The sequence below is a fragment of the Pseudomonas sp. 58 R 3 genome, assembly GCF_900006605.1.
GTDB lineage: Bacteria > Pseudomonadota > Gammaproteobacteria > Pseudomonadales > Pseudomonadaceae > Aquipseudomonas > Aquipseudomonas salomonii.
In genome coordinates, this window is record NZ_CVTT01000084.1 from 46,284 (window position 1) to 58,244 (window position 11,961).

The following is an 11,961-nucleotide window of genomic DNA, read 5'->3' on the forward strand; positions in this document are numbered from 1 at the left end:
TCAACTGTGGGAGCAGGCAAGCCAGCTCCCACATTGATTTGCGCCGTGGCAAGGCTCAGGTTTTACTCGCCGATGGCAGCTTTGTAACCCGCAGCATCCAGCAGTTTTTCCAGGTCGGCCGGGTTGCTTGGCTTGAGCTTGAAGATCCAGGCGCCGTAAGGGTCGGTGTTCAACAACTCAGGCTCGCCGCTCAGGGCGTCGTTCACCGCAATCACTTCGCCAGCAATCGGCGAGTAGATATCCGAGGCGGCTTTCACCGATTCCACTACACCCGCCTGATCTTCGGCAGCAAATACGTTGCCCACTTCCGTCAGCTCAACAAACACCACATCACCCAACGCTTCCTGTGCATGGTCGGAAATCCCGACGGTCACAGTGCCGTCGGCTTCCAGACGGGCCCATTCGTGACTTTCGGCAAAACGCAGGTCAGCTGGGATATCGCTCATAATCTGTGTCCTCAAGAAGAAATGTCAGCGGCCTTCGGCCTGCCGGAAATGTTAGATCAAGGTTTTGCCATGGCGTACGAAGGTCGGTTTGACCACTCGAACCGGGTACCACTTGCCGCGGATTTCCACTTCGGCCCGATCGGCGGTGGCCGTCGGTACGCGCGCCAGGGCAATGGATTTGCTCAGCGTAGGAGAGAAACTACCACTGGTGATCTCCCCTTCGCCAACATTGGCGATACGAACCACTTGGTGAGCGCGCAAAACCCCACGCTCCTCCAGTACCAGCCCGACCAATTTGTACTGCACACCCGCCGCCAGCTCTGCTTGCAGCGCGCTGCGGCCAATGAAGTTGCGACCGGCAGGTTCCCAGGCAATGCTCCAGGCCATGTTCGCCGCCAAGGGCGAAACCTGCTGGTGGATATCCTGGCCATACAGGTTCATGCCGGCTTCCAGGCGCAGGGTATCGCGAGCGCCAAGGCCAATGGGTGAAATACCCGCGCCCACCAGATCGTTGAAAAAACCCGGTGCCTGATCGGCAGGCAGGACAATCTCCAGGCCGTCTTCACCGGTATAGCCGGTACGGGCGATAAACCAGTCGCCGTCAGCGTGGCCTTCAAAGGGTTTGAGCTGATGAATCAGGGTGCCGCGCGACTGGGTGACCAGCTCGGCGATTTTCTGCCGGGCGTGGGGCCCCTGAATGGCGAGCATGGCCAACTCGGACCGCTCCTGCAGTTGCACCGAATAGTTGCCCAGTTGCGCCTGCATCCAGGCCATGTCCTGGTCGCGGGTGGCTGCGTTGACCACCAGCCGGTAACCGGCTTCGGTGCGGTAGACGATCATGTCGTCCACCACGCCGCCCTGCTCGTTGAGCATGGCGCTGTAGAGCGCACGGCCGCAGCCATGCAAACGGTCGACATCATTGGCCAGCAGGTGCTGGAGCCATTCCTTGGCCTGAGGGCCGGTGACATCGATCACGGTCATATGGGATACATCGAACACCCCGCAGTCGCGTCGCACCTGATGGTGTTCTTCAACTTGCGAGCCGTAGTGCAGAGGCATATCCCAACCGCCAAAATCGACCATTTTCGCGCCGAGGGCGAGATGCAGGTCATACAGAGGCGTACGCTGTCCCATGGGTTTCTCCTTCCGGGCTTGGCGAAGGTGCGCGGAGCTGCTGTTTGCACTGAACGCCTTGAATTACAAGGCCTGCAGCCACGCCCAGCGACTCGCTCCGAAAGACGAAGCGCACCGAATGCCGCGCATTGTAGCCGCAAGCCGTAGGACTGGCACCTAACCGATTTGCCGCGCAGAGCGTCGGATCAAGCCGATGACCGGCAGCAGCCCCACCAGCACAAGGGTCAGCGCCGGCAACGAGGCTCGCGCCCATTCTCCTTCACTGGTCATTTCAAAGATGCGAACTGCCAGGGTGTCCCAGCCAAATGGGCGCATCAGCAAGGTTGCGGGCATTTCCTTGAGCACATCGACGAACACCAGCAACGCCGCGCTCAACGTGCCCGGCAGCAATAACGGCAGATACACTTTGCAAAACAGTCGTGGCCCGCTCACTCCGAGACTGCGTGCCGCTTCGGGCAACGACGGGCGGATTCGCGCCAGGCTGTTTTCCAACGGCCCGTAAGCCACCGCCAGAAAGCGCACCAGATACGCCAGCACCAGTGCCGACAGGCTGCCAAGCAGCAAGGGCTTACCCGCGCCGCCGAGCCAGCCCGACAGCGGCACCACCAGCTCTCGGTCCAGGTAGCTGAACGCCAACATGATCGACACTGCCAGCACCGAGCCCGGCAGCGCATAGCCGACATTAGCCAGGCTGATACCGGAGCGAATCGCCCGGGTCGGCGCCAGCCGGTTGGCAAAGGCCAGTATCAGCGCCACACTGACCGTGATCAGCGCGGCAATACCGCCCAGGTAAAGGGTGTGGACGATCAGGCCGGTGTAGCGCTCATCCAGGTCAAAGCGGCCACGCTGCCAAAACCAGGCGACCAGTTGCAGCAAGGGGATGACAAAGGCGCAGGCGAACACCACACCGCACCACGTGCTGGCCGCTGCCGCCTTGAACCCACGCAGGTGATACAGCGCCTGGCCCCGTGGCCGCTCATTGCTCGGGCGGCTGGCACCACGGGCACGCCGTTCGCCGTACAGCACCAGCATCACCACCAGCAGCAACAGGCTGGCGAGTTGGGCGGCGCTGGACAGGCTGAAAAAGCCATACCAGGTTTTGTAGATGGCGGTGGTGAAGGTGTCGAAGTTGAACACCGAAACCGCGCCGAAATCCGCCAGGGTTTCCATCAGGGCCAGGGCCACGCCAGCTCCAATCGCCGGCCGCGCCATGGGCAGCGCGACGCGCCAGAACGCCTGCCAGGGCGATTGCCCCAGCACCCGCGCCGCTTCCATCAGGCCTTTGCCCTGGGCCAGAAACGCGGTGCGTGCCAGCAGGTAGACGTAGGGGTAGAACACCAGCACCAACACGATAATCACGCCACTGGTGGAGCGCACGCGCGGCAGCCGCAGGCCGGTACCGAACCATTCACGCAGCAGGCTTTGCACCGGGCCGGCGAAATCCAGCAGGCCGACAAACACAAAGGCCAGTACGTAGGCGGGAATGGCAAAAGGCAGCATCAAGGCCCAATCAAGCCAGCGCCGCCCGGGAAACTCGCAGAGGCTGGTCAGCCAGGCCAGGCTTACGCCCAGCAGCGTCACCCCCACTCCCACGCCCAGCACCAGGGTGAGGGTATTGCCCAGCAGGCGTGGCATCTGGGTGTCCCACAGGTGCGACCAGATTTGCGCGTCGATACTTTGCCAGGACAGCAACAGCACGCTCAGCGGCAGCAGCACCAGGGCGGCGACACTGAAGACCGGCAGGTACCAGCGGCGTTGGGCGGGGTGGGCCAAGGAAAGGACTCTCAGAGTGTCGGTTGTCTTGAACGCGCCACCAACCAATGTGGGAGCGGGCTTGCTCGCGAAGGCGGCGTATCAGTCACATGTGTATCGACTGACGGGACGCTTTCGCGAGCAAGCCCGCTCCCACATTTAGTTCGGCGCTTGCCTGCAAATTGTAGTCAGTTCCAGCCGGCGCGATCCATCAGGCGGATAGCCTCAGCCTGGCGCTTGCCTGCCACTTCCACCGGCAAGGTATCGGCCACGAACTTGCCCCAGGTCGCCACTTCCGCCGATGGCGGCACCGCCGGGTTGGCCGGGAATTCCTGGTTCACGTCGGCGAAGATCTGCTGCGCTTCAGGCGTGGTCATCCACTCCACCAATGCCTTGGCCGCTTCCGGGTGCGGTGCGTGCCGGGTCAGGCCAATGCCCGACAGGTTCACGTGCACGCCACGGTCGCCCTGGTTCGGCCAGAACAGTTTTACCGCCAGGTCCGGCTTCTGCTTGTGCAGGCGACCGTAGTAGTAGGTGTTGACGATGCCCACGTCGCATTGTCCGGCGTTGATCGCCTCCAGCACGGCGATGTCGTCGGAGAACACATCGGTGGACAGGTTGTTGACCCAGCCTTTGACGATTTCTTCGGTCTTGGCCGCGCCATGGGTTTCGATCAGGGTGGCGGTCAGTGACTGGTTGTAGACCTTTTTCGCCGTGCGCAGGCACAGGCGGCCTTCCCATTGTTTGTCGGCCAGGGCTTCGTAAGTGGTCAGGTCACCCGGCTTAACACGGGCAGTGGAATAGGCGATGGTCCGCGCACGCAGGCTCAAGCCGGTCCAGGCGTGGTTCGAGGAGCGATATTGCAGCGGAATATTTTTGTCGATCACCGCCGAGGTGAATGGCTGCAGGATGCCCATTTGCTCAGCCTGCCAAAGGTTGCCGGCGTCGACGGTGAGCAACAGGTCGGCGGTGGCGTTCTCCCCTTCGGCCTTGATGCGCTGCATCAGCGGGGCTTCCTTGTCGGTGATGAACTTCACCTGCACGCCGGTCTTTTTGGTGTAGGCATCGAACACCGGCTTGATCAGTTCGTCGATGCGCGAGGAGTAGACCACGACTTCGTCGGCTGCCTGCACGGTGGTGCTGCCGATAAGGGTGAGTGCCAGGGCAGTCAGGAGGCGCTTGGGTGCCAACATGGGTGCGGTCTCTCATTTGCAAAAAGAGGGCAAATGATAAGGACTCACATTTGGTAGCGCTTGGTGGAGGAGTTACGAGATGTTGCACAGCGCTTTCCCTTGTGGGAGCGAGCTTGCTCGCGAAGGCGTCGTGTCAGTCGATACATGTGTAACTGATACACCGCTTTCGCGAGCAAGCCCGCTCCCACAGGGAGACGCATTGCAATTCAGGGTTTGGCCAGTTCCGGGAGGTCGCCGGTGAGGCCCAAGGCCTGGCGGACGAAGACGGCTTTGGCTTCGGGCATCTGGTCGACGATTTTCAGCCCGGCGTTGCGCAGCCAGCGCAGCGGCAGCTGGTCGGCCTGGAATAGGCGTTCAAAGCCTTCCATGGCCGCCATCAGCGCCAGGTTGTGCGGCATGCGCCGACGTTCGTAGCGGCTCAACACCTTCACATCGGCCAGACGCTCACCGCGTTCGGTTGCCGCCAGCAGCACTTCAGCCAGCACGGCGGCATCGAGGAACCCCAGGTTCACGCCTTGCCCCGCCAATGGGTGGATCACGTGGGCGGCGTCGCCGATCAGCGCCAGGCCTTCGGCCACATAGCGTTTGGCGTGGCGTTGGCGCAATGGCACGCAAACGCGCGGGTCGGCACTGATCACCGAGCCAAGCCGCCCTTCAAAGGCGCGCTCCAGCTCTCGGCAGAAATTCTCATCATCCAGCGCCATCAGGCGCTCGGATTCGGCCGGGGTGGTCGACCAGACGATCGAGCACCAGTCTTCCTGGCCATCGCGCACCAGTGGTAGAAACGCCAGCGGGCCAGTGTCGGTAAACCGCTGCCATGCCGTGCGCCGATGGGCTTGGCTGCTGCGCACGCTGGTGACGATGGCGTTATGCAGGTAATCCCACTCACGGGTCGCTGTGCCGGTAAGGCGGCGCACGGCGGAGTTGGCGCCATCGGCGGCGACCACCAGCGGCGCACGCAGTTTACGGCCGTCAGCCAGGGTCAACAGCCAGTCATCGCCGGAGCGGCGCATTTGTTCCAGGCGGGCATTGGCCAGCAGGCCCAGGTCGCAGTCATGCAGGCGGTCGAGCAGCGCGTCCTGAATCACGCGGTTCTCGACGATATGTCCGAGCACTTCGGCGTGCACACTGGCCGCCGAGAAGTGGATCTGCCCGGTGCCGCTGCCGTCCCACACTTGCATCTCGCCATAGGGGCTGGCGCGCCGCGATACAATGCCGTCCCACACGCCGAGGCGCTCAAGGATGCGCTGGCTGGCGGCCGACAAGGCGCTCACCCGTGGCTCGAAGGCAGCCGTAGGGTCAAATGGCTTGACGCTCAGCGGGCTGCCGTCGAGCAGCAGCACCTGCAGGCCACTGCCCTGCAACGCCAGCGCCAGGGCGCTTCCGACCATTCCGGCCCCGACAATCAGCACATCTGCGCGCATGTCCATGCTTTAAGCCTGCTTTGCTGGCGGCTTGCGCCGCACGTAAAGGGTTTTGTCGACCCGCGCCACCAGGGTGCCGGAGCCGTCATGAATCTCGACCTTGAGGTGGGGCAGGTACTTCTCGCCACCTTGGGTTTGCCGGCGAATCTCGTCCAGCAAGGCGTCGTCGATGGAAAATTCGGCGTACACCGGGCCTTTGCCTGGCGACACGAAGTCGATGCTCGCAGCCTTGTCCCACACGATGTAGTCGCGACCCAGGTTTTCCATCAACAGCAACATGTAGAACGGGTCGACCATCGAATACAGGCTGCCGCCGAATTGCGTGCCGACATAGTTGCGGTTGTACCAGCCCAGGCCCATGCGCACTTTGACATGACGAAAGTCAGCGCTCATGTGCTGCACGCTTATCCCCGCCCCGAGATAGGGCGGATAAAGGGTCATGACCCAACGCAACAGCCGCGCTTTACCCAAACGTTGAATCAACCACTTACGCATCGGGGCGCGTTCCCAGGCCCATGGCCTGACGAGCAAACCAGCGTTTGGCCGGCGGTAAAAGGTCCAGGCCGAGCAGGCCCATGTTGCGGCCCAAAGCCACTAACGGCTGGGCACTGCCAAACAGGCGCGTAACTTGATTGGAGAAACCCACCGTGAGTTTCTGGTCCAGATGCTGGCTTTCGCGGTAACGCTGCAAGGTCGCCAAGTCACCCGGCACCGCCGGCCCGGCCAGCAAGGCTTCGGCCAAGGCATTGGCATCGCGCAGGGACAGGTTGAACCCCTGTCCGGCAATCGGGTGCAGGCTGTGGGCGGCATTGCCGAGGATCGCCAGGTGCGAGCGCACTTGTTCTTCGGCTTCCACCAGCGTCAGCGGGTACAGGTGCCGCGCGCCGACTTGCTTGAGGGTGCCCAGGCGGTAGCCGAACACGCCCTGCAGTTCGCTCAAGAAACTGCGCTCATCGAGGCTGGCCAAACGCTGGGCGTCCATGCCGATGCGCGTCCACACCAGCGCGCAGCGGTTGTCCGGCAACGGCAGCAGGGCCATCGGGCCTTCATCGGTAAAACGCTCGAAGGCCTCGCCGTTGTGGGCTTCGCTTGGGGTGATGTTGGCGATCAGCGCGCTCTGGTTGTACGGGCGGGTTTTCACGCCAATACCTAACTGCTCGCGCAAACCGGAGCGGCCGCCATCGGCCAATACCGCCAGGTCGCAGTCCAGCACGGTTTCATCGTTGAGGGTCAGGCGATAGCCGTCGGGCAGCGGCTCCATACGCGTGACTTCCGCCGGGCAGCGCCAGCTCACCACCTCTTTGTCCAGGCCTTGCCAGAGGCACTGGCCGAGCCAGGCGTTTTCCACCACGTAGCCGAGGGCCGGCACGCCTTCTTCCATGGCGGACAAGCGCGCAGTGGAGAACCGCCCTCGGTCCGACACATGAATCTGTTTGATCGGCTCGGCGCGGCGCGAGATGTCCTGCCACACACCCAGGCGCTGATAGATCTGCCGCGCTCCATAGGAGAGCGCCGAAGAACGCGCATCGTAGCTCGGCTGGTAAGTGTCACCCGGCGCGAACGGTTCGATCAGCACGATCTTCCAACCCCGCGCCTTGGCACCGGCCTGCAAGGCCAACGCCAGGCTGGCGCCCACCAGGCCGCCGCCGATAATCGCCAGGTTGACCCGGCTCATCGGGCAGCCGCCATCAGCGCTTCGATCTCGGCGACGGTTTTGGGGACGCCGCCGGTCAGAATCTCACAGCCTTGCTTGGTCACTATCACGTCGTCCTCGATGCGTACGCCAATGCCACGCCATTTCTTTGCCACATTCTGGTTGTCCGGCGAAATATAAATCCCCGGCTCCACGGTCAACGCCATGCCGACTTCCAGCACACGCCATTCACCGCCCACCTTGTATTCGCCCACATCGTGCACATCCATGCCCAGCCAGTGGCCGGCGCGGTGCATATAAAAGGCACGGTAGGCTTCACTGGCGATCAGCTCGTCGACGTCACCTTGCAACAACCCCAGCCTCACCAGCCCGGCGGTGATGACCTGCACGGTCGCCTCGTGGGCCTGGTTCCAATGTTTGTTCGGCGCAATCTGGGCAAAGGCGGCTTCCTGGGAGGCCAGCACAATCTCGTAGATCGCCTTTTGTTCGGGCGAAAACTTGCCGCTGACCGGCCACGTGCGCGTGATATCGCTGGCGTAGCAGTCGATCTCACAACCGGCGTCGATCAGCACCAGGTCGCCGTCCTTGAGCAGCGCGTCATTCTGCTGGTAGTGCAGGATGCAGCTGTTGCGCCCGGCGGCGACGATGGAGCCGTAGGCCGGCATCTTCGCACCGCCCTTGCGGAACTCGTAATCCAGCTCGGCTTCGAGGCTGAATTCATACAGCCCGGCGCGGCTGGCCTGCATCGCCTTGACGTGGGCCGCGCAGGAAATCCGCGCGGCCTCGCGCATCACCTTCACTTCCGCCGCCGATTTATACAGGCGCATGTCGTGAAGCAGATGATCCAGGGCAACAAATTCGTTCGGTGGCTGGGCGCCCAAGTGCGCTTTGGAACGGATCACGTTGATCCATTCCATCACATGCCGGTCGAATTCGGCGTTGCTGCCCATGGCCGAATACACCCGGTCGCGGCCTTCGATCAGGCCGGGCAGGATGTCGTCGATATCGGTGATGGGGAACGCGTCGTCAGCGCCAAAGTCGCGAATGGCGCCTTCAGTACCGGCGCGCAGGCCGTCCCACAATTCGCGTTCGGCGTTGCGCTCGCGGCAGAACAACACGTACTCGCCATGCTGGCGACCGGGCATCAGCACGATCACCGCTTCGGGTTCAGGGAAGCCGCTCAGGTACTGGAAGTCGCTGTCCTGGCGGTAGACGTGCTCGACATCACGGTTGCGGATGGCCACGGCGGCGGCCGGCAGGATCGCGATGCTGTTGGGTTCCATCTGCGCCATGAGCGCCTTGCGGCGACGGGTGTATTCCGCTTTCGGGATATGAATCATGGGCAGATGGACTTCCTTGCTTAGTGCAGCGACGGCTTGGGTGCGGCTGGCTCAGCGGATTTTTTGGTCTCGGTGAACAGCAGCAGCGGCGCGACACGCAGGTATTCCATCACTTCCATATAGTCGCCTTCGCCGTCCTCGGATTCTTCCAGGGCGTCTTGCACCTGGGAGATGGCCGCCAGGTCTTGCAACACTTCCTTGGCGTCGGTGCTCAGCTCCAGCCCGCCGGCGTTTACGCCGAAGCCGTGCAGGAAGCCCTGGCACCATTGGCCCAGTGCGGCGGCGCGTTCGGTGAGCGGCGCATCGTCGGTCGGCAGCAGCAGGACCACGGTGACGTCATCACCGGTCAGCTCGCCCTTGACCATCTCTTGCAGGCCGATCAGCGCGTTTCGCACGTTCTCGGTGGGTTCGGTTTCCAGCAGCTCGGCCACATCGGCCAGCCAGTTGTCGGCATCGAAGCCAACACCCGTGCAGCTGCGGCCCAACAGCACGCCGTGCAGTTCGGCAGGCGAGCAAGGATGACCGCTGGAGCTCAGCAGTTTGGAAAAAGCGTCGTACGGGGAGTTCTGAATAGGCATGGTGAGCTAGGCGCCAGACGGCGCAATGTCTAGAATGAAGCGCTGTATCCTAGCACCGGCAGACGTACCAAGACTATCGAGGGCGTCAGATCGTTTATCCTGAAGTTGCCATTCATCAGACAAATCCAGTGGAACCCAATGGAAGACACCGACCTGCAAGCGCTGATGGCCAGACTCGAACTGCTAATTGATCGGGTCGAGCAACTTAAGAGTCAAAACGGACTCCTATTAGCTCAGGAAAAGACCTGGCGCGAGGAACGCGCTCACCTCATTGAAAAAAACGAAATCGCCCGGCGTAAGGTCGAATCGATGATTTCGCGCCTGAAGGCCCTGGAGCAAGACTCATGAGTTCAAGCAATAGCGTTACCGTGCAGATCCTCGACAAAGAATATTCGATCATCTGCCCGCAGGAAGAACGCAGCAATCTGGTGAGTGCTGCCCGCTACCTGGATGGCAAGATGCGTGAAATCCGCAGCAGCGGCAAAGTCATCGGCGCCGACCGTATCGCCGTGATGGCCGCGCTGAACATCACCCACGACCTGCTGCATAAGCAGGAACGGCCTGACGTGCAGGCCAGCGGCTCGACACGTGAGCAGGTGCGCGACCTGCTCGAACGCGTGGATCTGGCACTTTCTACCGATCCAGAGCCACCCAAGGGCTGAATGACGCGTCTGTTTAAGGTATACTCGCCTCACTCCCTGGCGTGTTTGCCAGTCGGCGATGTCCCTGAGCCGATTCGCACTACCCTGGAAGTTGCACGTTGGGCTGGTGTGCATGTCCGCTAGACGGAAAGCCTTAAAGCCTACTGCATCTTCCACCTTGAACTTTCGGGTTCAAGGGCTAAGTCGACAGCGGCTCTGTCGGGGAGCCTGAATTCCAAAACTCAATGCCAGTCTCAGGACTGGCATTGTTTTATGAGCCGAACAACCATGACCGAACCTGCGCCGCTTTCCCGTCCGCAACTTCGACGCATGTTGCGCAAAGCCCGCCGCGCCCTTACGCCGAGCGAGCAGCGCAAGGCTGCCCACGGCCTGTATCGGCAACTGGCACAGCACCCGCTGTTTCGCCGGGCCAAACATATCTCTTTATATCTACCCACGGACGGTGAAATCGATCCGCGCCTGCTGCTGCGCGCTGCCCAGCGCCGGGGCAAGGCCACTTATCTGCCAGTACTCAGTGCCTGGCCGCGCACCAAGATGGTGTTTCAGCGCGTGCGGCCTGGGGATAAGTTATTGCCCAACCGCTTTCGCATCCTTGAGCCGCACGTCAATGCCAACCGCCAGCGCAACGTCTGGGCGCTGGACCTGGTGCTGTTGCCGCTGGTGGGCTTCGATGATGTGGGTGGACGCCTGGGCATGGGCGGTGGGTTTTATGACCGCAGCCTGGCCTACCTGGCTCGGCGCAAAAACTGGCGCAAACCCACGTTGCTGGGCCTGGCCCATGAATGCCAGAAGGTCGACCGTTTGGCGCAGGCGAGCTGGGATGTGCCATTGGCTGGCACGGTCACCGATAAGAAATGGTATGTCGCAGAAACGTCGCTGGAACCAGCGACGCCTTAAAAAGAAGTGTTAACGCTTGAACGGTTGTGGCTGCTGCTGAGCCAGTTCAACCGGTGCATCGGTCTTGTTCGACCACAAGCTCTGGGCATACCCGGTGGTCACGACGCCCAGACCAAACAAAATAACCAAAATCCATAGTAAATCCGGTTTACGTTGCATCGATTGCCCCCCTTCAGGCACCTCGTACACGATGACAACAACGTTCCAAAGTAGTCCGTTGCAGCTGCGCCAAGCTTAAAAGCGGGCATTCTGCGGTAACGTGACCCAACACGCAAACCTTGACGCCAACCGACTGTCGGTTTGTCATGGAATTGCCTGACAACTTACCCAATGCCTTTTTCAGGAGCCCAAAAATGGCCTACTGGCTGATGAAATCCGAGCCCGATGAACTCTCCATCAAAGGCCTGGAAAAGCTCGGTGAAACGCGCTGGGACGGCGTGCGCAACTATCAGGCACGCAACTTTTTGCGAGCCATGGCCGTTGGCGATGAGTTTTTCTTCTACCACTCCAGCTGCCCTGAGCCGGGCATTGCCGGTATCGGCAAAATTGTCGAGGCAGCCTACCCGGACCCGACCGCGCTGGAGCCCGAAAGCCACTACTTCGATGCCAAAGCCACGCCGGAGAAAAACCCGTGGACGGCACTCAACGTGGCCCACGTCGAGACTTTCCCAAAGGTGCTGGGCCTTGGCTACCTGAAACAACAAACCGCCCTCGCCGAATTGCCGCTGGTGCAAAAAGGCAGTCGATTGTCGGTGATGCCGGTAACGGCCGAACAATGGGCGGCGGTGCTCGCCCTGCGCTGAAAAGGCAGAACCCTGCGGTCACACCTGTGATGCAAGCATCTTCACGCCAAGCGGGTTAGGCTTGCGCTTCATTTGACC

Annotated in this window: 14 protein-coding genes and 1 other RNA gene; 5 read left to right on the forward strand and 10 right to left on the reverse strand. The window is 61.7% G+C overall.

Annotated features, from left to right (window positions below):
• Positions 1–62 precede the first annotated feature (62 nt).
• The 9 genes from gcvH to BFP92_RS26925 all read right to left on the reverse strand — a co-directional run bounded on the left by gcvH (position 63) and on the right by BFP92_RS26925 (position 9,521).
• Positions 63–446 (reverse strand): glycine cleavage system protein GcvH, encoded by a 384-nt coding sequence (gcvH, locus tag BFP92_RS26885; protein ID WP_065931836.1) that lies wholly within the window; start codon positions 444–446, stop codon positions 63–65.
• A gap of 51 nt (positions 447–497) precedes the next feature.
• The gene (gcvT, locus tag BFP92_RS26890) at positions 498–1,580 is read right to left on the reverse strand and encodes a glycine cleavage system aminomethyltransferase GcvT (protein ID WP_065931837.1); all 1,083 of its coding nucleotides are present in this window, start codon (positions 1,578–1,580) and stop codon (positions 498–500) included.
• Positions 1,581–1,736: 156 nt separating this feature from the next.
• Positions 1,737–3,353 carry an ABC transporter permease gene (locus BFP92_RS26895; protein ID WP_065931838.1) on the reverse strand — a complete coding sequence of 539 codons (1,617 nt, stop codon included), beginning with the start codon at positions 3,351–3,353 and terminating at the stop codon, positions 1,737–1,739.
• Between the two features lie 167 nt (positions 3,354–3,520).
• Positions 3,521–4,525, reverse strand: coding sequence for an extracellular solute-binding protein (locus tag BFP92_RS26900; protein WP_065931839.1), 1,005 nt, complete (start codon positions 4,523–4,525; stop codon positions 3,521–3,523).
• 206 nt (positions 4,526–4,731) lie between these two features.
• A complete protein-coding gene (locus tag BFP92_RS26905) occupies positions 4,732–5,949 on the reverse strand; it encodes a 2-octaprenyl-3-methyl-6-methoxy-1,4-benzoquinol hydroxylase (RefSeq protein WP_170875879.1) in 1,218 nt (405 codons plus the stop codon).
• A gap of 9 nt (positions 5,950–5,958) precedes the next feature.
• Positions 5,959–6,444 carry a DUF4442 domain-containing protein gene (locus BFP92_RS26910; RefSeq protein ID WP_058421186.1) on the reverse strand — a complete coding sequence of 162 codons (486 nt, stop codon included), beginning with the start codon at positions 6,442–6,444 and terminating at the stop codon, positions 5,959–5,961.
• Entirely contained in the window at positions 6,437–7,624 is a 1,188-nt protein-coding gene (ubiH, locus tag BFP92_RS26915; RefSeq protein WP_065931841.1) for a 2-octaprenyl-6-methoxyphenyl hydroxylase, read from the reverse strand. The genes BFP92_RS26910 and ubiH overlap by 8 nt, the downstream gene beginning before the upstream one ends.
• Positions 7,621–8,943 (reverse strand): Xaa-Pro aminopeptidase, encoded by a 1,323-nt coding sequence (pepP, locus tag BFP92_RS26920; protein ID WP_065931842.1) that lies wholly within the window; start codon positions 8,941–8,943, stop codon positions 7,621–7,623. The genes ubiH and pepP overlap by 4 nt, the downstream gene beginning before the upstream one ends.
• Positions 8,944–8,963: 20 nt before the next feature.
• The gene (locus BFP92_RS26925; protein ID WP_017135268.1) at positions 8,964–9,521 is read right to left on the reverse strand and encodes a YecA/YgfB family protein; all 558 of its coding nucleotides are present in this window, start codon (positions 9,519–9,521) and stop codon (positions 8,964–8,966) included.
• A 138-nt stretch (positions 9,522–9,659) separates the two neighbouring features.
• Here BFP92_RS26925 and BFP92_RS26930 point away from each other — a divergent pair, with 138 nt between their 5' ends.
• The 4 genes from BFP92_RS26930 to BFP92_RS26945 all read left to right on the forward strand — a co-directional run bounded on the left by BFP92_RS26930 (position 9,660) and on the right by BFP92_RS26945 (position 11,080).
• On the forward strand, positions 9,660–9,869 hold the full coding sequence (locus BFP92_RS26930; protein WP_003177365.1) for a TIGR02449 family protein: 210 nt from the start codon (positions 9,660–9,662) through the stop codon (positions 9,867–9,869).
• Complete coding sequence (locus BFP92_RS26935; RefSeq protein ID WP_065931843.1) at positions 9,866–10,183, forward strand: cell division protein ZapA; 318 nt, start codon at positions 9,866–9,868, stop codon at positions 10,181–10,183. The genes BFP92_RS26930 and BFP92_RS26935 overlap by 4 nt, the downstream gene beginning before the upstream one ends.
• 30 nt (positions 10,184–10,213) lie before the next feature.
• Positions 10,214–10,392, forward strand: a non-coding RNA gene (ssrS, locus tag BFP92_RS26940) — 6S RNA.
• A gap of 58 nt (positions 10,393–10,450) precedes the next feature.
• A complete protein-coding gene (locus BFP92_RS26945) occupies positions 10,451–11,080 on the forward strand; it encodes a 5-formyltetrahydrofolate cyclo-ligase (protein ID WP_065931844.1) in 630 nt (209 codons plus the stop codon).
• Between the two features lie 9 nt (positions 11,081–11,089).
• On the opposite strand, the gene BFP92_RS31865 is transcribed toward BFP92_RS26945, so the two are convergent.
• Positions 11,090–11,239, reverse strand: coding sequence for a hypothetical protein (locus tag BFP92_RS31865; protein WP_010207387.1), 150 nt, complete (start codon positions 11,237–11,239; stop codon positions 11,090–11,092).
• A 194-nt stretch (positions 11,240–11,433) separates the two neighbouring features.
• Between BFP92_RS31865 and BFP92_RS26950 the strand changes: the two genes are divergently transcribed.
• The gene (locus BFP92_RS26950) at positions 11,434–11,883 is read left to right on the forward strand and encodes an EVE domain-containing protein (protein ID WP_056860757.1); all 450 of its coding nucleotides are present in this window, start codon (positions 11,434–11,436) and stop codon (positions 11,881–11,883) included.
• Positions 11,884–11,961 lie beyond the last annotated feature (78 nt).

Bases quoted from the DNA above. Each gene is read 5' to 3' on its own strand.
- pepP (WP_065931842.1), bottom strand. From the start codon at position 8,943: ATGATTCATATCCCGAAAGCGGAATACACCCGTCGCCGCAAGGCGCTC.
- ubiH (WP_065931841.1), bottom strand. From the start codon at position 7,624: ATGAGCCGGGTCAACCTGGCGATTATCGGCGGCGGCCTGGTGGGCGCC.
- BFP92_RS26925 (WP_017135268.1), bottom strand. From the start codon at position 9,521: ATGCCTATTCAGAACTCCCCGTACGACGCTTTTTCCAAACTGCTGAGC.
- BFP92_RS26950 (WP_056860757.1), top strand. From the start codon at position 11,434: ATGGCCTACTGGCTGATGAAATCCGAGCCCGATGAACTCTCCATCAAA.
- BFP92_RS26930 (WP_003177365.1), top strand. From the start codon at position 9,660: ATGGAAGACACCGACCTGCAAGCGCTGATGGCCAGACTCGAACTGCTA.
- gcvH (WP_065931836.1), bottom strand. From the start codon at position 446: ATGAGCGATATCCCAGCTGACCTGCGTTTTGCCGAAAGTCACGAATGG.
- BFP92_RS31865 (WP_010207387.1), bottom strand. From the start codon at position 11,239: ATGCAACGTAAACCGGATTTACTATGGATTTTGGTTATTTTGTTTGGT.
- gcvT (WP_065931837.1), bottom strand. From the start codon at position 1,580: ATGGGACAGCGTACGCCTCTGTATGACCTGCATCTCGCCCTCGGCGCG.
- BFP92_RS26945 (WP_065931844.1), top strand. From the start codon at position 10,451: ATGACCGAACCTGCGCCGCTTTCCCGTCCGCAACTTCGACGCATGTTG.
- BFP92_RS26935 (WP_065931843.1), top strand. From the start codon at position 9,866: ATGAGTTCAAGCAATAGCGTTACCGTGCAGATCCTCGACAAAGAATAT.
- BFP92_RS26900 (WP_065931839.1), bottom strand. From the start codon at position 4,525: ATGTTGGCACCCAAGCGCCTCCTGACTGCCCTGGCACTCACCCTTATC.
- BFP92_RS26905 (WP_170875879.1), bottom strand. From the start codon at position 5,949: ATGCGCGCAGATGTGCTGATTGTCGGGGCCGGAATGGTCGGAAGCGCC.
- BFP92_RS26910 (WP_058421186.1), bottom strand. From the start codon at position 6,444: ATGCGTAAGTGGTTGATTCAACGTTTGGGTAAAGCGCGGCTGTTGCGT.